The organism is Bacillus sp. AFS077874, from assembly GCF_002566505.1.
GTDB lineage: Bacteria > Bacillota > Bacilli > Bacillales > Bacillaceae_G > Gottfriedia.
On sequence record NZ_NUYF01000001.1, the window covers coordinates 40442 to 62439 of the forward strand.

Genomic DNA, 21998 nt, shown 5'->3' on the forward strand with positions numbered 1-21998 from the left:
ATGGTTGTTTCATATATTTACTCAAAGATGACTAATCCATTGTATCACAACGTTTATTAATCTTTTAAAATTATTCTTATTTAACTGTGTAAGTATAATCGATCAGATTTCTTCTGCATCAAGTTATTTTTCACAATTCCTTGGTAAAATAATCAATAATTTATATAAATTTAGGGACCAGATATTACTATATTTTGTTAAGAAAGTATATGTTAGTTGATTTCCACTTCAAAAAAAGTTTACTTAATTAAATTCTGCTATGCCCTTTAAGAATTAATCAACCAATAAAGAATCCTTGTATAATTGACAAAATCATTTTTCTTCAGCATGAATAAAAACGGTAAATGGGCATTTGTTCAAAAATCATAATTAATTAAAGTAAGAAAATCCACAGGATAAATTCATTTTCCATGTGGATTTTCTTTATTTTTTTAGTTTTAGATTAATGATATTACTTTGAAATATTCACTTCTTTTTTTAAAAGTCTTCCTTGCTTTCTATACATAGAAAACGTTGACCAATTTGCAATGAATACACCGGATAAGATTAGTATGCCACCAATCGCCATAATTGGTTTGATCGGTTCGTCCATTACGAAATAACCTAGGACACTTGCAATTAATGGTGATACATAAAGCCATGTTGAGGGGAAGACCGGGTTCGTTTTAGATAATAACCAACTGTATAATCCATGTCCCCCTATTGAACCTATAAATACAAGATACAATATTGGCCACACGGCGTCCCAAGAACCTAAACTTTCAATTTTTGGTTTTTCTAATAAAAACGACACTAATAGTAGAAATATTCCACCATATAACATTTGAAAAGCATTGATTAAAAATGGTGATACAGTACTGTATTCTGTTAATATTTCTTTTGAGGAAATTGATCCAAATCCGTAAAAAGCTTCTCCTAATAATACTGCGATACAAGCAGCAACCCATAAGTAAGAGACATGCTGACTTATCCCAGGTAAACAGACAAAAATTACACCTGCAAAAGCCATTAATAACGCTATTAGTTGTTTGCGCTCAATTCCCTTATTATTTCTCCTTAATTGGAAAAGTAAAATCATCATTGGGCCAGTTGCAGACAAAACTGCGGCTAACCCTGATGTTATATACTGCTCAGCCCAATACAATGTTGAAAATGTCATAAAAGTTAAGCAGAATCCAATATACATAATTCGTTTTGAAAAAATAAATTTCTTCACATTTACCCCTTTAAAAAGGAAATATAAAATGACAATCAGTCCTGCTAATGTAAATCGAATGCCGGCTGAAAATAATGGCGAAACGCCTGACTCAATTCCGAATTTTATTGCTAGAAAAGTTGTACCGAAAATCATGCAAATAAAAATATAATTAATAATGATCATTTCATCACCCCTTTGATAAAAGTATTATATTAAAGTCGGAGTATAACAGTATAATAGAGCATATAACAGTTAGCTCTTTTTCCATTGACGATTGATCTTTTTTTAATTAATTTAATACTAAAAAACTAGTGGTGATCTATGAAAATTCAAATCCATAAAAAATCAACAGTCCCGATTTATCTCCAAGTAGGCACTCAAATTGCAGGTAGCATACAAAGTGGTCTACTTTTATCTAACGAAAAATTACCATCTTTACGGATACTGGCTGAGGAGCTTTCAATAAGCGTTTTAACCGTTAGAAAGGCTTATAAATGGTTAGAGACAAACGGCTATGTCACAGTGATGCCAGGTAAAGGAGTATTTATTAGTAAGAAAGTAAAAAAAACAGCACAAGTTGATCCAAGTAATAACTGGCAACAGACTTTAGGAATCAATATTGTACGATCCCAATATTTGATAAATAGAGAACAGTTAAAATATGATTTTTCAAAAGCAGTTGTCTATCCACGTCTGCTTCCTAATAAATTTTTAGCGGATGAAATGCAAAAACTATTAAGAAATGATGCTTCAATATTAACAACCTACGGACCGGTTCAAGGAGATATTGAATTAAGAACGGAAATTATTAAACATTTATATGAATTTCAAAAAATACGATCTAAAGCTGAAAATCTAATTATTACAAGTGGGGTTCAGCAAGGAATTGACTTAGTAGCACAAGCACTATTAAAACCTGGGGATTCAATTATAGTCGAGAGTCCATGCTATGGTGGTGCACTTGATATTTTTATCAATAAGGGGATTCATATAATACCTGTCGAGATGGATGAAGAGGGAATTCGATCAGACTTAATTGAAGATATGTGCATTAAATTTACACCAAAATTAATTTATGTTAACCCTACCTTTCAAAACCCAACTGGAATCTCAATGAGTAATAGTCGTAGAAAAGAATTAATTGAACTAGCACAACAGTATCATTTTTTTATTCTTGAAGACGATTCATTTAGTGATATTTATTTCGAAAAAACATTTCAATATTACCCAATTAAATATTATGATCAATCAGACCACGTCATCTACATTAAAGGATTTAGTAAAACTTTAGCACCCGGAGTTAGAATTGCTGCGATGCTGGCAAATGGACCAGTTCTGGAATGGCTACTTGCGGTTAAAGCTTCAATGGATGTCGGTAGCCCTTTGCTAACACAAAAAGCGATTTTACCATTTCTACGAACAGATCGAATGCGAAGTCACGTTGAAAAACTACGAATTGCACTACAAATTCGGCGTGATAAAAGTGTTGAAATACTTTCATCTCTTAATGATCAATTAAATTTTCGGATCCCTGATGGCGGCTTTAATTTGTGGCTTACATTTAATAAATCCAATCTAGATATTTTTAATTTATTAAGAAAAGCCAATCATGAACATATCTCATTCTTACCTGGTGTAGCTTGTTTTAACAATAATACAGATACCTCTTCATTTCGGATTAGTTACTCACTAGTTAGCGAAAATGATTTAGCCGAGGGGTTAGAGAAACTACGCAATATAATTAAACAAATATAAAACTTTTTAAAGGAAGGCCATATAGAACAAGATGCTTACTTTCAAAAAAATAAACTTATTACCACTCGTCATAACCATGCCAGCAATGATAATCGGAGTACTTGCCATGATCGATAACCAAGTTTCCCCGTCCATTTACGCTCAAAATATTTTAATTGCTATTGTAGGAGGAATCATCTCCTTTTTAGTACTATTTAGAGATAAGAGAACCGCAAAGAAAAAGACAAATATCATTGTCATTACATGCATACTCATATTATTTTTACTTACCTTTTTGGACAATGGATTACACGGTGTACACCGCTGGATAGCAATTGGTCCATTAAGATTTAATATCGCTTTAGTTTTAGTTCCGTTATTATTAATTCAACTATCAAGCTTAATGAAATCAAAACCATTTTGGCTTACTTTTGGTTTTGCATTAATCTTTACAGTATTATTACTTTTTCAACCAGATGCATCTCAACTAACAGCTTTTACGTTCGCCATCTCATTTCTATTACTAAATATTATAAAGAATAAAAGTGTTCAAATACTCCTATTAATTGTTTTTATACTTTTAATTATCTTTAGCTGGTCTCACTTAGACCAACTTGCCCCAGTTCCTTATGTAGAGGACATTTTAAGTTTAGTAAAGGAAATGGGAATCGGATGGCTAGTCTTAGCGATAATTTCACTTTTAATTTTATTAATGCCATTTTTCTTATTTCCGCCTAACAGTGCAAAACCATTATCATTTAGTTTGGGTATCTATTTTTTAATTAGTATTCTTTCAAGCTTTTATGGAAACTTCCCAGTACCGATTATGGGTTATGGAACATCACCTTTTATCGGTTACTTAATTGCTATTTCTTGGTATGTATATAATAAAAAATGAACCATTAAAATGGCTCATTTTTTCAAGCTGTTGAGTATTAGTCAGCTTTAGGTCAACTAATATCGAACTTTAATTAAACTAATCAACTCAATTTATTTTTCTAAAAATTAGCTCATAATATATTTAACTTCTGAAAAAAATCATTACTAGTGATTATTGGAATCATGAAATTACTAAAACATATTAACAATTAAAACCATTAATAGATCGTCCAAAAATAATAATTTCATAATTAAATAAATGTTCAATTTAATGTCCGTTTTCCCTTTTGACCATTTTATATTTCAACACTCTGAAAAAATGCGGTTGGGCTGTTTTTAATTCCTAATGAGCCTGTCATGAGAAAGTTCTTTTCAGGTTTTTGCTGTTTTACTTCCTCATGAACCCGTTATGAGGAAGTTCTTTTCAGGTTTTTGTTGTTTTACTTCCTCATGAACCCGTTATGAGAATGTTCTTTTCAGGTTTTTGTTGTTTTACTTCCTCATGAACCCGTCATGAGGATGTTCTTTTCTGTTTTTTGCTGTTTTACTTCCTCATGAATCCGTCATGAGGAAGTTCTTTTCTGTTTTTTGCTGTTTTACTTCCTCATGAATCCCTCATGAGGATGTTCTTTTTATATTTCTGCTGTTTTACTTCCTCATGAACCCGTCATGAGGAAGTTCTTTTTATATTTCTGCTGTTTTATTTACTCATGAACCCGTCACGAGGAAGTTATTTTAATATTTCCTCTGTTTTTATTTCCACACGTTAAAAAAAATGAACCATCAAAATGGTCCATTTTTATTTTTCTCACCAATGAGATGGTCTTTTAAGTGTTTCTGGTATTCTAGTGTGATAATCTCCCTTTGCTGAGTTAATTTGAGCTTGAGTAAGAAAAATACTTCCTGTAAGGTCCGCACCACTCAGATTAGCATCTCGTAAGTCTGCACCGATTAGATCAGCACCTCTTAAATCGGCTCCCTTTAAATCAGCGGCAATTAGATAGGCTCCTCTTAAGTTAGCTCCGATAAAATTCGCATCCTTTAACTTAGCACCAATAAAGTCTATAGCTCTACCGGTAGCTTTTTGACGTTTTTTATTGTTTTTAAATTTTTTCAAAGCCACAGTCCTTGCTTGCTCACTAACACGTATAAGTAAAGAGTTAACTTCTGCACGGTGGACTGTGATATCTAAGTTTTGTATTAGTTTAGGGTCCATAAGTGTTAATTTTTCAGTTTCTTCTAAAACTGTTTTTATTTCATTATGAATCTCACTTGCAGCACTAATCGTCAAACTTTCATTTAAATACCAAAGCATTTCATGCAGTTGCTTCATAATTGGAAATACTTCATACATCTCATTAGCCAATTCTGGATGTTGTCGCCAGTCTTTTCCATTAAAGGTTACTTGAGATACTTTTTGTCCCGCTCCAAAGCAATCAAAAACAGTACAGCCTTTGAAACCTAACTCTCTTAAATTCTTGTGAACTCCGCAACGAAAGTCTGATTTTAAATTATGGCAAGGTTTGCCTGCAATTTTATCATTAGCAAAATCAGCCGAGGCAGCAAAAGGTAATGCAACACAACATAGACCAAAGCAACTCTCACAGTCCGCTTTTAGATTTTTATAACGCTCATTTACTAATCTTATATTTTCAATTTTACTAGCCACTTCCTGCGCCCCCTACCCACCATATATAAATGAATAATAATTTTTATCGTACCATCGTAATTTTTTTTGGTCAAACGTAGTTCAGCTTATTAAGTGTAACTTTCAACATTCATTAGGCGGTGTTACTTTTCATCCTTTAGCAATAAAAAACAGATAATTATATAAAATTATCTGCTTTAATGTACTTTATTTAATTGTTACATCTTTTAAAAATGGAACGAAGTTAATCCAAGTTTGACCTGGTGAAAGTTTTATTTCAGTTCCATCAAGTGTAAACGGAATGATTCGGCCATCTACATTCTTCCATTGTATATTCATATACTTTCCATCAACAATATAATATCCTTTTCCTCCATGTTCGAGATCAATTGAACGGCGACCATAGCTATCAATAATTTTATGAGTAGCTTCTACGACTAAAATATTTTTAATTTGAAGCTCTTTCCCGTTCAAAGCATCCTTTGCTACAATTCCATTTTGAACTCGCTGAAATTGTTTAGTTGAATTCGAATAATTGTAAGTCACATTATTTCTTGCATCATGAGAGTATTTTATAAATACTTCACCAGCATTTTTCCAAGAATTATCAAATACTAAGTCTTTCTGCGTAAAATCTAATGGAGTAACTTTTTCTGAATAAGAATAATGCCTTTGAGCAACTCCTTTTTCAATACCTTCTTTCAAAATATAAGAATTGTGAGGTGCTTTTCTCGTTTTGTCTCTTTTAAATAACGTACCGTCGTAGATCAGTCCGTTTAATGCATCGATCATCCCTGAATCCATCATTTGTTTCGCTTTAGGACTATTTCCGTGACATATAAATAATGCATGATAACCGTTTGCCAAATTGATGTAATAATCTCTCGCACTTCTTACAGGACCAATTTTCTCGGGAATATTGCTTTGAAAAATAGCTAGAAATCTTGTAATATCTCCTTCTGCTAAAATTTCATAAACAACATCAGCATTACTTAATCCACTTTGAGGTCTAGCTAAATAATAATTATTAACCATAACTGCAACAGGTCTCTGTTCACTAGCCTGACTTATTGGTAATCCACTTAAAGGAGCATAAATCGTATCAATTTCTCCTTTATCAATTACATGTTCATTCGAAGGTTTTTTATCATCATTTTTAACTGTTTTTACAGACTTTTCGCCATGCTTACATCCTACTAGAAGCATACTTATCACAATTATTGATAAAATTTTCTTATGCATTGGCTCCCTCACAATCTGTTATTTTCTTAAATTGTATTAAATAACTTATAAAATAGAAAGTATTTGTTTGAATTTTCCAAAAAATAATATAACAGTCTTCTATTTGGAGTTCTTCCTTAATATATGAACTTGTATTGTTAAATAATCAGCTTAAATTTGTTCTTATTTTATTTAACCTTAAATATTGTATAAAGATAAGAATGATTAGAGGAGTTGAAGCTATATGATTGTAGTTCATTATATCGAGAAAAACGTTGAACTATTAAACCAACTACTCAAAAATGTCCCCTCTGAAGGAGATACTATTTCCATTAAAGGTCGAAAAGGTAAAGTATTAAGTGTTAATCAAATAAATGATAAACATGTGCATGTAATTGTAGAACTAGAAGTTATAAAGAAAGTACAGGTTTTAGCAAAAGATGATAAAAAAAGAAGAAGATAAATTTCTAAAACTTAATGGGAGATTATTCCCATTATTTTTTTTGAATTTTTCCCAGTTTTACAGTTTCACAATTCATTTTTCCACTTAAAACTATGAACTATACTGTCTAAATGGAATGTATTCTTTTTTCAAACTGGACTAATCATGATAAACTAGGAAAAGTTTTAGTAAATCAAAGTAATAAGGAGTTTTAATATGGAAATTAAGAATATCCATCATGTCGCTATTATTTGTTCAAATTATGAATTATCTAAGCATTTTTACATAAATTTATTAGGATGTAAGGTAATTAAGGAAACCTATCGTGAGGAGCGAGACTCTTATAAATTGGACTTAAGTATTGGAGAAAATGGACAAATTGAGCTATTTTCTTTTCCTAATCCACCGAAACGACGTACAAATCCAGAAGCAGTTGGGTTACGCCATTTAGCATTTACTGTGTCTAATATAGAAGAAAGTATTCAATACTTAAAACAAAATGCTGTCTTTGTAGAACCAATTCGAATTGACGAGTTAACAAATAAAAGATTTACATTTTTCCAGGATCCTGATGGTTTACCATTAGAATTGTATGAAGAGTAGATTTAAAAACAAAACACAATCTCAATGAAAGATTGTGTTTTGTTTTTTCCTTTTTATCTTCTTAAAGAGAAACCTTTATTTTATCTGTTAAATTATAAGTTTCACCATTAATTTCTAATGATACTGGTGGACCGTATTCCTTTGTGATTGTTATCGATTTTTTGGCAATTGTTATTTCAAGTCTTGCTCCTTGCCATAGGAAAGGAAAAATCATTTTATCCCAATTTGAAGGTAATTTTGGATCAATTTTTAAACGATTTATGTCCATGGAGATATTTGCAAAGCCAAAGATTGCTACTAGCCAATTTGCTCCCATAGGCGCAGCATGAATTCCATCATCTGATGATTTTGGATTCGGTCCTAAATCGATTAAACATCCTTCTTGAAATAATTGGTAAGACTCTTCTTGATAGTCACATCTTGCAGCAACAATTGCATGAATTGCTTTACTTATTGGAGAATCATGAACAGTACGCTCTTCGTAGTATTCTAAATTCTTTTTAGCGATTTCCGTTGAGAACAAATCCGGGAAAAGATAGAGCAACATGACAACATCAGCTTGTTTTAACACTTGTAATTCATAAAGTTCTTTTAGGGAATAATCTAATAGAATTTCCCGACTTGCAATGGATTGTCTATATTCAGTTAAATCAATCTCGGGTTTACTTAAAAATGTATCATCTTGTGGGATGACATTTTCATCATTTTGGCTTGGTAAATATAATCGTTTTAAAAAATCAGTACATTTTTGCTTTAATTCTGCATCAGGATCATTGTATTTTCCCATATAATTTAACGCATTCTGCACATTATAAAAAGCCATGTAATTCGTATAGGCATTATTATCTACTTGATCTGTGTATTCGTCTGGACCGATGACATTTTTAATGATTAAATCACCATTTTTATCAGTTGTCCTACTCACCCAAAAGCGTGCAGTTTCTTTGAGTAGCTCAAGTCCATCATTGGCCATAAAACTTTCATCTAGTGTATTTTCATAATATTGTACGACAGCAAATGCAATGTCAGCTACAATATGTTCACTTGATTTTGCTAAATTTGAGCTTTGCACAATCTCGGGTTTTGTATTATTCGCTGAACCTTTTTGTGTTTCTTCTTTTCCGGAAAAAGCACTTGCCCAAGGAAATAAAGTACCCTCATAACCTGATTGATAGGCATTTACTTTTGCTTCTTTAATATGATGATAGCGATATCTTAGTAATCTTTTAGCAATATCTGGTTCAGTAAATAAGTGAAACGGTGCAATAAACATTTCTGTATCCCAAAATATCAAACCATTATTGCCCTCGCCAGTTAACCCCCTTGCGCCTATACTCAATCGATCATCATGTCCAGGAGTCATTGCTTCTATGTGGTACAAAGAAAAATCAAGAGCTAACTGATCTGCTTGATCCTTTGAGGTTATGACTACTCTTTTTTGCTTCCAAAAATCCTGCCATTTGATAGTCGTACTATTTCTCAAATTATCATAACCCTCTGATAAAAATTTCTGTACAGTATTAACACAAGCTGCAGAAGGATCTTCTCGTAACATATCATTAGAGGTATAAACTGAGCTAATTTTTGAAAACTCAACCGTTCGATCTACTACGAGATCTTGTGTAATTGAGGCTAGAAGCTGATTATTTAACGTAAAATATGAAACTTCACTCTCATCAGGAGTTACACAGCATGTTGCGATCGCAATTTTATGTTTAGTCTCAGTAGTTTGATAAACACCATGCATTATTCTATTATCCATTATTCTTACTAATTCTTCTGTAAGTTCATTCTTTTGTTGACTGACACACTCAGCATTAATACCTGTTTTTATTTTAATCTTGGCATTACAATCTAAAGCTGTGACAGTAATCTTTGATGCAAGTAAATGTAAATCATCCTTTGAAATAAAACGCTGAAACAAAAAGTGGAATCGATTTCCATCTTTATTCTTCCAAATTACCTCTCTTATTAATTCGCCGGTCAGCATATTTAATTTTCGATCATAAAATGTAAATTGACCAGTTGCATTCGAAAAAATATCACCATTTATTTCAATTTCCATTCCAATTAGATCTGGAAGATTCACAATCTTTGTCGTTTGACTCGGAGATAATTGATTATAGATACCTGCTATATACATCCCCCTAGTTTGTCCTTCATAGTCTTCTTCATGACAAGATCTCAAACCTATGTAACCATTACCTAATGCCATTAAACTTGCATATTTATTAATTAATTGCTCATCAAATTCTTTTTCAGTAATCATATTTACTTCATTCATATAGTTAAATTCTCACCTTTATAAAAATTCATATAGTAAAAGTTTGCAATAAATCTTCTTATTTTAAACTTGATATTATAAAAATAGTGGCTGTTTTGTTAAAAAATAAGATTACTGACACTAAAAAAAATCGTGTCATTGTTTCCAACACGATTTTTTCTTACAGTTCTTTATTAACTTTTTGCGAGAGTTAATTGCCAAGATACACCATATTTATCATTGACCCATACAAACTTTTCACTGAATGGATATGATTGCAAAGGCATTAATACTTCACCATCTTGACTTAATTGTTTGTATGCATTTTCAATTTCTTCATTAGTTTCACAAGTCACATATAATGAAACAGCTGGTGTAAACGTAAATTTATGTTTAACGGTACTATCAATGCACATAAATTGTTGGCCGTTTAATGTGAAAGTAGCATGGATTACTTTCCCTTCAAACTCACCCATATCTGCACCATAACGCGAAATATTCACAACTTCTGAATTGTTAAATAGTGACATATAAAAATTCAATGCTTCTTCTGCTTGTCCTTCAAACATTAAAAACGTTGTAATTTTTTGCATTTAAGTCAACTCCCTTTTTCATTTATATTAAAAATTCATTGCTTAAACAATTTTGGTTTATAGTGATTTCATTTCTTCGTTTAAATTGTTAAAAATACTGTGTAGATTCGCTTTAGAAATTGTTGAATATAAATCTCCAATACTAATCTCACAATAACAAACTTCCTCATTAACTGGTCTTAAGTTACCGGTAATACCAATTTTTGTTTCTTCATGAATCGATTGAAGTATGTTTTTAACCTTTTCGATCGGAGCATTAAAATGGACATGAAACATATTCGAAACGGGAATAGTTGGGACAGTATTGATTGCTTGGCAACTATTAAAAAATTTGGCTAACTCTACTGCATCTTCATAGTATTGCCCCATCTTATTTGCTCTTTGATCAAAATAATAATTTGCACTTATTATGTAAGGATAAAGACTAATTAAATCTCCTCCATGTCTTCTTTTCCAAACTTTTGATTCGTCGATAAAATCTCGGTTACCCGCAAGAATCGCTCCTGCTACTCCTCCAATGCCTTTATAAAATGACATATAAACACTATCAAATAAGCTACATAATTCAGAAGCTTTCTTCTTATAGTATGGGAGAATTTCCATTAATCTAGCACCATCTAAATGCAATTTAATTCCCTTTTCACGGCAGTATGAAGAAATTGATTCTAGTGTTTCATATGAAGGTAGTTGTCCACCAATTTCTCGTTGTGGTAATTCTAGTAATAAACAAGAGATTTCCTCATCCATTGCTAAAACATCCTCTAACTCAATAACACGACTTTTATCTGCTAGTAAAATAGGCTGTATATCATGTAGTTTTTTCAAACCATCTTCTTCATGAATTTCTAAATGTGATAAAGGATGATAAGCAACTTTATTAATTCCTTTTTGATCACACCAAATTCTTAATGCGATTTGCTGCGCCATCGTACCGCTTGGAAAAAACACTGCTGATTCCTTACCTAAAAACTCTGCCATTTTTTCTTGAAAATCTTCAATAAAATTCCCTGCTCCATAAAGATCGCTTTCTTCACTACCATTGAATTCGTTTAATGCATCCTTTAGTACTTGGATATTTCTAAATCCATTACCTGCTAATTGTTGGTTTGTATTTTTAAATGATTCTATAAAAGGATTAATGTTATTCAAATTGAACTCTTCCTTTCGACTATTTAGTTTACTGTTATCCCACTTAAAAAAATTCTCCATAACGACCAATAAATCCTTGAATCTTATAAACTTAGTAAGTTAATCGATAGACTAAAAATCTCTCATTTTGATTTTTATTATAAGCATCTGCTAATAGGATCTCTTGTTTTAATTCAAAGGCAGTCTGGTTTTCTAAAAAATAAATATAATCATCAGAACTATAATACAAAATAATTTCAACATTTCTTTTTGATTGCTCAACTGAAATTAAAATATTATTTATGATATTCATAAAAATTTGGATTGAAAATGGATTAAAAAAATAGAAATAATTATCTAATGGATTAATTTGATAATCTTCAGCCAAGCAGCAATAAAACAGGATCTTGTCTTCACTTATCTTTGTTTTTTTTATGTAATTCTTTTTATTTTCAATCGCTTCATTATAATATTTTTCACTCATTTCAATCCCAACAACAGTAGCATTAAACAAGCTATTTATATAGAAATTTAATCTTCCTTTACCGCACCCAAAATCAACTATTCGGTCATTGCTGGAAAGTATGTATTGTTTAAATAGTTGTTGTAAAGCGCTATAAGGTGTTGGCTCATATCGATGATAATGAAAAGATTCGTTAAATCCTTTTTGCTCTCCCTCTGTTTTTATATTCAATAGGTTATCATAATACTTATCGTCCATTTTTCCACGACCATTCGAACTAATATTTTGTAAGTATCTTTATCATACCGTTTCTAAATAGTTCAGTCTAACCTTACAAAAAGAAGCGTGTTATTTAAACACGCTTTTTTTGTAGACAAAGTTCTAAAAAATTGATTTTCAGACTGAAACGTGTTATTTAGACACGCTTTAACTTAAACTTCTTACCCGCTCCAATATATTGTAATAATGATAGATCGTCTTCAATAATCATTCCTATTACATTTACTTTCTCATCGCTGGGTAGATTAGTAAGCATAATTTGTAGCTCACCTCCATATCTGCCATATAATTCATTATCAATTGTCACAGATCCAACTGAGCGAGTAATTGTATTTACTGGCTTTAAACTATTCTTACCAAAGCTTCCATATAGTCTAGACTCCATTGATCGAATAACGTCGCGTGCGGGATCTTCTCGATTCGTATGAACTTGCTCTACAATGGAAAGGATTTCTTCATCTTGTGAATATGGTTTATATCTTAATTCCATATAGTCCTCCGTTTTTGAAAGAGCTTCCATCGTTTCTATTTTTATACTAATATCACCAACTAAAACTTTATCAATGTAACAGTTTTGAGTTAAGTCTAAGTAAGCTAGCAGAGGGTTAATTCCACGATGTTTTTCTAAAGTTGGTAGTCCTTTAAAAAGTGGTCCCCTCATTTCATCATTTCCAGGAATAAATGCCATTGTTGAAATTCCAAAGCTTTTTAGCCATTTGTTTTTTTCGATTAAATAAGTGGTTGCTAATCCAGTTTCTGGACGGGGATAAAAATTATGCCAAGCTTCTACATTTTTAGTTTGTAATCCATATTTAAGCAATTCGTCTAAAAATGCAGGCGAGAGTGTACTTGCATTAAGTGCAATCTTCATTTTTTTAGAAAGATCTGCTATTTGTTTTTCATTTAATCCGTAATCTACTCTTAAACCAGTAACACCCCAATTTTGTAATTCACCCACATTTGAGTAATCTAACCCTAAATGTGTAAGTGATTTTGCTGAAATATCTGCCATAAGCTCCATTTCATTTTCAAATGCCCATGTTCCAAGTAGTTGAAGAAGTGATTTATAAGTTGAAGGGTCATCTTCTGGTATGTGTAACGATGTAAAAATTGAATGAAATCCATTTTGTTTTGCTATTTCGATATATTTTTTATTCTTCTCAATATTTTTTTCAGATAAATAGATTGATATACCTAGCATAGTCTCTTTCCTTCTTCCTACTATTAGATTTATACTATTTGGTTATCATTTTAAACTTTCGAAATAAAATGTCAATATAGCGATTCAAATACATGAAATTATATTTCGTATAAAAGTAATATATTTTTAGTCTATCTAATGGTTTCCTATTAATCATTTAAAAACAAAAAAAGAAAGACAACATTAAGTTGCCTTTCTTCAGTTCATTATTATTTATACACTACGATTGATCCAACTGATTTGTCAGTAGATTGACCATTAACACGAACTTTTAAACCATAGTGTCCGATGTTACGACCAGCATCTGGTAAGAATGCATTATTGTAGTCTTTGCTATCGTTAAATAAAGAGACACCTTCTTGACTTGGAGATGTAAATGCTTCTCCAGTTGCATAAGAAATGTCATAACCTGATGTCGGATTTAATCCGAATGCTGCATCCGCTACATGGAAACGAGAAGATGCTTCAGCGCCATAGTTCCATAATAAGTTTGTATCATCGTGAGCATCAACAACACCTAAGAAACCATCACCTGGGTGAATACCTGTCCAGTTTTCTGTAAAGCTATCATCAACATACCATACTACTAAACCACCATCATAGCTTAATAGAGAGTTTCCGCGTTTAATATGAGCTAAACCTTCGTCAGCACCTTTATGATTACGCCATTCTAATAAGTAGTAATGATTTGCATATTTGTTTCCATCGAATTTTGAAAAACCTTTTAATGTGAATGGAGAAGTTGCATTTTCAGCACCATCATCAACAATTGTTGCACCATCTGCTACTACTTTAATGTTATCAGCAAAGAATCCAATATTTGAAGTACCCCAGTCAGTTGCAGAACGTAAGCGAAGCTGAATTTTTTGGCCTTTATATGCTGATAAATCAAAGCTTTGTGCTTCCCATCCATTTGATTTTCCAGTGAAACCAGGCATTGAATTTAAGATTGTTGGATATCCTTCAGCTACAACATCACTTCTAGTGTGGCTGTTACCTAATGATTTCCAAGTTGCACCATTATCAGTTGAAACTTGAACAAATGCGAAATCCCATTGTTCTTCCATATCGTACCAAGCATCAAACGTTAATGTTGCTAAAGCTTTTCCTGTTAAATCTACAGAAGTAACCATGCTGTTATCCATTTCGTCTGCTTGTCCACCCCAATATTCATATGTGCCAGCAGCCGGTTTATTGACTGGTAAAACTTTTTTCGGTAAATTCACTTGAACAGCTTGGTTGTTTTGTCCAAGTGGTGAATTTGCTTGATCTAATAAGAATTGAGTACCTTTAGTAGATACATCTTCCCAATTGACAACAGTTGGGTTAGTCCATTTTCCACCTAATGTTGATTGGAAATATGATTTTGCCCAAGGAGAGAAACCTGTTGGCTCTGTTCCCGGAACCTTACCTGCCCAAGAACCAGCTGACATGATTGACCAATATTCAACAGCTTCACCAGCACCAGAGTAAATTGTATCGTACTCATCTGGTAAACCTAAATCATGTCCATATTCGTGTGCAAATACGCCTGTTGCACCATCTTCTGGCATCATTGTGTAGTCATAGAAACCAGGTAAACCTTTTCCAAGACCATCTGGGTCAACGAATTTAGCAGAACGATGAGACCAAATTGCGTTGTCTCCTAGTGATCCACCGCCAGCTTCTTGTCCCATACCTGAGTGGATGATTTGAAGGTGATCAACTAAACCATCTGGCTCCCAGTAGTTACCGTCTCCATCTAAATCATGTGGATCTTCTAAATCGTAATCTTGTAAAGGAACTCCTGCAGCTTTTGCAGCAGCATAAGCATCAATTACTAATTGTTTTGATCCACCTGGTGTTACGTTATCATGTCCAGTTTTAGAATCTTTTCCGTAATATGCTGCAGTTCCTGGTACTTTTAACCAGCCAAATGCTTTACCATCAACTGTATAAGTTCCACCAGATTGTTGTTCATAATATTGTTTTTGTGAAAGGAACGTTTCTCCGTTTGGACCTTTCACACCATTTTTACCAAAAATCATATCTTCATAATGTTGTTGAGTAAAATCTGGGTACCAGTTGTCTGTTTCATTCTTCTTAATATTGTTATGAGAAAAATCAGAAAACTCTACCATTAATGTTAGAAGTTTACCCTTCTTTTGAATTCCTGGTGAAGCTGACTCTTGAACTGGATCAGGAGTACCTTTTAATTGACCATTTTTCTTACCGTTTCCGTGTAATAGGCCATTATTGAAGTCTTTAAATTCTCCGTGTTTAGCAGCATCTGCTTTTTTTACTTTGCTTGCAATTGGATCTTTTTCTGTTACTTGATCCGATTGACCTTTAACCGCTAAATAACTTTGTAATGCAGCTTGTTTCTGTGCTTCTGAAGCATTAGCAGAAACCACACCACGTTTAATTAATGCATCTAATAACTTTTCGTCATTAACTAACGATAAATCTAAAGTACTTTTTGAATGCTTAGCTAATGCACTATGTACTTTACTTAAGCTTTCAGATGATGCTGTTTTTAATGGAATTCCAGAAAATAAAGTTCCGGCAACCATTACTGATGCAAAACTAGTTACTACAAACTTGTTCAAAATAAGCCCCCCTTAATAATTTTCAAAGTACATTTTAATAATATTCTAAAAATTCTAAGGATTATAGAGGGTTTTATTCATCAAATACTTACAAAATTCGCAATATTTTTACAAAAAATTTACTTTATCACATAAAAGCACGTCGAGTTTCGTCAATTTTTATAACTTGCTTTTTTACAACATCTATCTTTAGTCTTGTATTAATCTTTTTATCTAGTTTTTATAACTAGAACTTTAGAATTATTAAAATTGTATTAAAATAAAAAATGAAAAATAATACATGTAATTGTAACTATTTAATGTTAATTTCCATTTTCAAATTTTGACATTTTTTTCCTCATCAGTATAACAAAAAAGAAGATAAGTAAATTTTTTTTACCTATCTTCCTTGACTAGATTGAGATTACCTTCTTAATTTACCTGCTTCTTCACTATACTCATGAAGTTTACTAGATACTTTGTTACCGATTCGGTTAAAGCATATGACATATAATGAATCGATTATATTTTGTTGTGCCATTTTAGAAGCTATACTTCCAATTCGAATATCTTGTTCCATGTCAGGTGTACAAAGTTTGATATCAGCTTCCTTAAATAACGGAGACTTGCCAAGCTTAGTAATCGCAATGATCGTTGCTCCCTTTTTCTTAGCAAAACGAGCAAGCTCTAATACATCCTTTGTTTTCCCTGAATTAGAAACGGCAACAAAAATATCGCCTTCTTCCATATGACCTACTAAAGTGATTACCATATGGAAGTCAGGAGACATAATGGCATGGTAGCCAATTTTCCCAAATTTATATGCTCCGTCCATAGCTGATACAGCTGAACCGCCTACCCCATAAAATATAATCTTCTTAGCTTTTACAATTTCATCTGTTGCTTTTTCTAATTCTCTTTTATCTAAAGTTGATACTGTAGCTTCAATAGCGGCTTTATTTACATAAGTTACTTTATTAAATAAATCATACGGTGTGTCTTTTTTATCCATTACAGAAAAATCATTAATATTCATTTCAGCTACAGTCAAATCACGAACTAATGCTATTTTAAAGGCTTTAAAACTACCGATTCCTATTGTTTTACAAAATCGAACAACACTTGCTTCACTAGCTCCAGTATTGTTAGAGATATCTTTAGTTGTTAAGTTGGGAACCATTTCAGCATGCTCCATTATATATACAGCGATTTTCTTTTCGGCTTGCGTAAAGCGATCCATATAATTTTCAATTTTTGATAAGATTGTTAAATGTTTCATTTACTAAACACCTTTCTGCTAAAAAACATACAAAATACTATTATTCTCTATTATGAACCAAATGTTTAGAAAATCATATTAATAACCAAATTAAAGTTGTTTTTTAGTTCTTTCTACATTTAAAAATTTGTTAAAAATAAAAAGTGTAGGAAAAAATATTCCCTACACTTTACTTTTTGATTATTTATTGTTGTACTGTAATTGTTTGTGGTTTTACTGAAACTTTGAATCCATCTTTACTAGATACATCCGCAGATATTGTATACGTACCATTTGGAACATCTGCTTCTGGAGTCCAATTCAAGTGAATTTCATTTTCGTTTTGTACATCTAGTGAATCAATTACATTACCGTTAGCATCTTTAATATAAATTTTCCAATTTACATTGTTATTTGCAAAAGCATTGATTCCTGCTGGTGTTTTTGCATTTACATTTTTATTTGGATATACACTGAAGTAGCTAACAAGCATTTCCTCGTTAATATAAGAAGGATCTCCCCAAACTGTATAACTTTGATTTAGTGCATAGTCTGCTCCTAATACTACAACACTCTTTGGTTCTTCTTTTACTAGAGTAGATGTTGCTCCTTGTGGTAGTGACTTATATTTACCGTTATACCAAACGATTGCTCCATTATAACCACTTCCAACATCATCCGCTTTGAATGAGATTTCGTATTGGCCACCTTTAGGTGTTACCTTTATATCCGAAACAACTGGAGCAACTGAGTCAATATGCAATGGAAGTTTTACGATTTGCGGCTTTGCCCCATTATAATCAAGCGTTGTTTTGATTACATAATTATAAATGCCATCCTTCACTACTTGTCCATTTTGATCTTTTAAATCCCAACCATATCCAGTATTCAAATAGTCTCTAAAAGACATAATGTTTTTACGGAATTTCCATGGCTTACCAGTATATTCACTAAAATCACCTAAGTATTGAAGTAATTCACCTTTATCATTTTCTACGTACATTTCTGTTTTAGCTAAGTTACGAAGCACTGTAAATGATGGGTATACTTCTTTCAATGGAGTATTTGGAGACATTACAATTCGATCCATATTAAATCTTCCTGCTCTTGGATCATAACCTAATGGGAATACCCCTTCTGCTCCAATTTCATCATTCCAAAGCGTTGTATAACCTAAGAATGCATCTTTCTCATATGCTGCTGGATCAATATTTTTTGGTTGATCCCATTTGCCGTAATACCCCATGTAAGGAACTGATAATGGTACTGCTGAATCGCTATTTTTTCCAGAAGGAACTAGACGTACGTATCCCTCAACAAATGAACCATCTTTTAAGCTTGATGGAAGTTGAATCTGAACATCAAGATTTTTTTCTTGTCCTGGTTTAATTTTTAACGTCTTTCCTTCTGTGCTTGTTACTTCTTCGCCATTAACAGTTGCCGTAGCACCTTGGATACGCTCACTTTTTAATGTTAAATATTCTTTTGACTCTAACTTCCCATCACTGTCTAGGTCAAATTCTTTTGTTTCTCTGCCATCTGTATATACATCTACATATACTTGATATTCCAAATCTTTTACATTCAGATTTTGTAGAGCTTCTGCATTTAATTTGAAGTGAATATTATTGTTAACTTCTTTTAGTGCAACTGCTCCAGCTTGTTCTAGCGGAGTTTTCTCCCTTGTCACAAGTACAGGCGTTTTAATTGCATTTTGAATTTGCATTAAACCAGAACCTTGAATACGTGGAGAATACGGAATTTCATTATTCGTACTAGGATCTTGTACTAGTTTAGAAGTGTTCATTAAAGCAATTTTCGCTTTTAAAGCTGTACTCTCTGAATGTTTTAATCCTTTTTCATAAAGCGATTGTAAAACTAAGGCTGAACCACCAGCAACATGTGGAGATGCCATTGATGTACCGCTCATAACCTCATAGCCATTCCCTGGTACAGTAGAGTAAATATTTCCTCCTGGTGCAGAGATTTCAGGTTTAAAGTCTAATGTATGTGGAGCCCCGTAAGATGAGAAATATGACATCGTATTCTTATCCGGGTTTTCAACATATACCCCTTTAGACGGTTTCATTTTTACAACATAACCACTTTTTAACTTAGAAATTAATGCATTACCTATCGCTTTACTTGTAGTAACTGCTTGTATATTAAAATAAGGACTCCAATAAACTAACGGATAGTCAATATCATCAGCAGCAGGAACAAGAATGACCGCTTTTGCGTTCTTCTTCTTTGCTTCTGATTGAATATAAGAGTAAGTAGCATACCTTTCATTTGGTTTTGCTACTACAATTTTACCTGTTAAGTCAGGAAGATTTTTAAAATCGGCAGTTTTACCTTCCCCTACATAAACCAATTCATAAGATTCAAGCGGTGATAATACTTTTGATAAATTAAAGTTATATTGTGATTGATCTTGGTATGGAAGTTGCAATCCATTTTCTTCTTTTAGCGTACTCATATGTATACTTGAATTTTCATATGAAGCCACAGATAACGCAAAAGGACTTACACCTGGTTCCCCAACTGTACCAATATCCGGATTTTCGGCATATGGTTTTAAAGAAGATTGCAGCAAATTATTTTGTGTACTATAAGCAGAATTCCCACCAGCTACAACTACCAGCGTACCTTGCTCAGTCGCTTCACGAATCACTTTTTGGATCGGATCATCTACTTCACTAACAAATCCTGAATCAGTTCCTAAACTCATATTAATGACATCTGCTCCCATTGTTACCGCATGCTCAATCCCGGCAATGATGTCGTCTTCATACGCTCCATTTGCGGTATCAGAGAATACTTTTTCTGCTAGTAACTGCACGCCTGGGGCAATGCCTTCTACTCCATCATTTGCATCATCACCGTTTGCACCAATTGTACCTGATACGTGCATACCATGTTCATTTCCAGAACCATGTGGAATGACATCTGTATCATGATCCGCCCAGTCATATCCAGTTGGAACTTTGTCACTATACCAAACTTCTCCTACACTTGTTTCAGCTAGTTTACTTTTAATGTTTTCTTGATTCCATTTTTCTTTTGCTTTTCCTTTTTCAGTGATTGTCATGTCTTTATGCGTATAGTCAATACCAGTATCGACTACCGCTACTAACAATCCCTCACCTTGATATCCGTAACTTTGCCAAACTTTTTGAGCTTGTACTAATTCTTTACTTGCTCCCATTGAAGGTTGGAACTTTCTTGCAATATGTACATTCGTAACGCCTGGTGTTTGTTGAATTTCTTTTAAGTTACGATATTCAGTCTCCAAACTAAAGCCATTAAATCCTTCATAAAAGCGTTGATTTATTTTAGGTACGGATCTTTCCTTATAAATCTTTGAAATGACTTGATCTTGCTTTTCTTTAAAGCGTGCTTTTTTAGTTTGAGTAGAATCATCAGCAATTGTTGGCTGTTCAACCTCAACGATTACACGTACTTTGTCATTTGGTTTATAAGCATGAGCATCATTTAATTCTTTATAGCCAAATGGGTCTACAGCTTTTTCCCCAGTTTGTTTTTGTTCTTCAGCAAAAATCTTTTGATCCTGCTTTGCAATCTCATCTAAACTTGGAGCCGGCACCTGATTTTCATTTGTTCCTTCAGCAAATCCAGTTGATGTAAATAACATTGAAGCTAAAGTTGTCGTTGCAAAGACTTTGTAAGGAAAGCTTTTTCTCTTTTTCATCTTTAATCTCCTCTACAGTAAACTTTAATGTTCTGAATCTATTAAAATAAAAATAGATTCAAGCAAAACTGAACCAATAAATTGCTAATGCTTTATTAATAAATTTGATACTATATTAATTTTAATTTCGTTAACTCTATAATCATAATGGGTTATTCATCCGGACTTTTGGCATATTCAGTTTGGAGTGAACTTAAAGAAATCAAGTAGAAAAAAAGAGAATTTTGACATATTCAGTCGAGGAAGTTCGAAAAAAATTCATAAACTCGGGAAAATTACATTAATCGGTTGAGACATTTTAGGGTTATATTAGTTTATATTAAATAAAAGATGCAATTTGTAATTTTCAATCGAGGTCTATTCTTTTTGAAATAGGTAAAAATATGGTATAGGAAGTAGCCAGAATAATCAGTTTTTACTATCTTTCCGACAAACTTCTACTTATTTCCCACCTAAACATTGGCAGTGTTGATGAGTTAGTCCAAAATGGAGCGTTTTTTTTTGTAAAAATTGTTTTAGCTTAATAAGGAAGTAGTTTACAGAAAAAAATACTTCAATATAGGAAGTAGTTTAATGACATCTTATAAAATTTGATTGTTTTGATGTATTTATTGGTTATGTCCTTGTTTTAATTGGGTTGTAGCTATTTTAATAGCGATTTCTACGATTTTAATTGCCGTTTCCCATTTTTAATTGAAATTCCACGATTTTAATTGTTATTTCCCATTTTTAATTGCGTTTCTCCATTTTTAATTATCCCCCTTAGATTAATACAATTACCCATCTTAATTAAAACTCCACTATTATTT

The 21998-nt window shown here is 32.4% G+C and carries 15 protein-coding genes; 4 read left to right on the forward strand and 11 right to left on the reverse strand.

Annotated features, from left to right (window positions below):
- Positions 1-451: 451 nt before the first annotated feature.
- Positions 452-1381, reverse strand: coding sequence for a DMT family transporter (locus COJ46_RS00200; protein WP_097978283.1), 930 nt, complete (start codon positions 1379-1381; stop codon positions 452-454).
- Positions 1382-1519: 138 nt separating this feature from the next.
- On the opposite strand from COJ46_RS00200, the gene pdxR reads away from it, so the two are divergent.
- Both pdxR and COJ46_RS00210 read left to right on the forward strand, forming a co-directional pair.
- Positions 1520-2953 carry a MocR-like pyridoxine biosynthesis transcription factor PdxR gene (pdxR, locus tag COJ46_RS00205; protein ID WP_097978282.1) on the forward strand — a complete coding sequence of 478 codons (1434 nt, stop codon included), beginning with the start codon at positions 1520-1522 and terminating at the stop codon, positions 2951-2953.
- A 31-nt stretch (positions 2954-2984) separates the two neighbouring features.
- On the forward strand, positions 2985-3830 hold the full coding sequence (locus COJ46_RS00210) for an FtsW/RodA/SpoVE family cell cycle protein (protein ID WP_141437825.1): 846 nt from the start codon (positions 2985-2987) through the stop codon (positions 3828-3830).
- A gap of 789 nt (positions 3831-4619) precedes the next feature.
- On the opposite strand, the gene COJ46_RS00215 is transcribed toward COJ46_RS00210, so the two are convergent.
- Both COJ46_RS00215 and COJ46_RS00220 read right to left on the reverse strand, forming a co-directional pair.
- The gene (locus COJ46_RS00215) at positions 4620-5480 is read right to left on the reverse strand and encodes a pentapeptide repeat-containing protein (RefSeq protein ID WP_098565570.1); all 861 of its coding nucleotides are present in this window, start codon (positions 5478-5480) and stop codon (positions 4620-4622) included.
- 186 nt (positions 5481-5666) lie between these two features.
- Positions 5667-6701 (reverse strand): DUF3048 domain-containing protein, encoded by a 1035-nt coding sequence (locus COJ46_RS00220; protein WP_097978279.1) that lies wholly within the window; start codon positions 6699-6701, stop codon positions 5667-5669.
- Positions 6702-6924: 223 nt separating this feature from the next.
- Between COJ46_RS00220 and COJ46_RS00225 the strand changes: the two genes are divergently transcribed.
- Together COJ46_RS00225 and gloA2 are read left to right on the forward strand one after the other, a co-directional pair.
- Positions 6925-7143: a hypothetical protein gene (locus COJ46_RS00225; protein ID WP_056468254.1), complete on the forward strand. Its 219-nt coding sequence runs from the start codon at positions 6925-6927 to the stop codon at positions 7141-7143.
- 195 nt (positions 7144-7338) lie between these two features.
- On the forward strand, positions 7339-7725 hold the full coding sequence (gene gloA2 / locus COJ46_RS00230) for an SMU1112c/YaeR family gloxylase I-like metalloprotein (RefSeq protein WP_097978278.1): 387 nt from the start codon (positions 7339-7341) through the stop codon (positions 7723-7725).
- Positions 7726-7786: 61 nt separating this feature from the next.
- Here the strand turns inward: gloA2 and COJ46_RS00235 are convergent, their stop codons facing one another.
- The 8 genes from COJ46_RS00235 to COJ46_RS00270 form a co-directional block, all read right to left on the reverse strand.
- Positions 7787-10009: a glycoside hydrolase family 65 protein gene (locus COJ46_RS00235; protein ID WP_098565571.1), complete on the reverse strand. Its 2223-nt coding sequence runs from the start codon at positions 10007-10009 to the stop codon at positions 7787-7789.
- A 173-nt stretch (positions 10010-10182) separates the two neighbouring features.
- Positions 10183-10581, reverse strand: a complete 399-nt coding sequence (locus tag COJ46_RS00240; RefSeq protein WP_097978276.1) for a VOC family protein — start codon at positions 10579-10581, stop codon at positions 10183-10185.
- 57 nt (positions 10582-10638) lie between these two features.
- Complete coding sequence (locus COJ46_RS00245; RefSeq protein ID WP_286145479.1) at positions 10639-11730, reverse strand: threonine aldolase family protein; 1092 nt, start codon at positions 11728-11730, stop codon at positions 10639-10641.
- Between the two features lie 91 nt (positions 11731-11821).
- Entirely contained in the window at positions 11822-12430 is a 609-nt protein-coding gene (locus COJ46_RS00250; protein ID WP_097978274.1) for a methyltransferase domain-containing protein, read from the reverse strand.
- Between the two features lie 157 nt (positions 12431-12587).
- Positions 12588-13652 carry a DUF871 domain-containing protein gene (locus COJ46_RS00255; protein WP_098565573.1) on the reverse strand — a complete coding sequence of 355 codons (1065 nt, stop codon included), beginning with the start codon at positions 13650-13652 and terminating at the stop codon, positions 12588-12590.
- Positions 13653-13861: 209 nt separating this feature from the next.
- On the reverse strand, positions 13862-16240 hold the full coding sequence (locus COJ46_RS00260; RefSeq protein ID WP_097978272.1) for an immune inhibitor A domain-containing protein: 2379 nt from the start codon (positions 16238-16240) through the stop codon (positions 13862-13864).
- Positions 16241-16643: 403 nt separating this feature from the next.
- Entirely contained in the window at positions 16644-17498 is an 855-nt protein-coding gene (locus COJ46_RS00265; RefSeq protein WP_097978271.1) for a MurR/RpiR family transcriptional regulator, read from the reverse strand.
- A gap of 184 nt (positions 17499-17682) precedes the next feature.
- On the reverse strand, positions 17683-21189 hold the full coding sequence (locus tag COJ46_RS00270) for a S8 family serine peptidase (protein ID WP_098565574.1): 3507 nt from the start codon (positions 21187-21189) through the stop codon (positions 17683-17685).
- Positions 21190-21998: the final 809 nt, after the last annotated feature.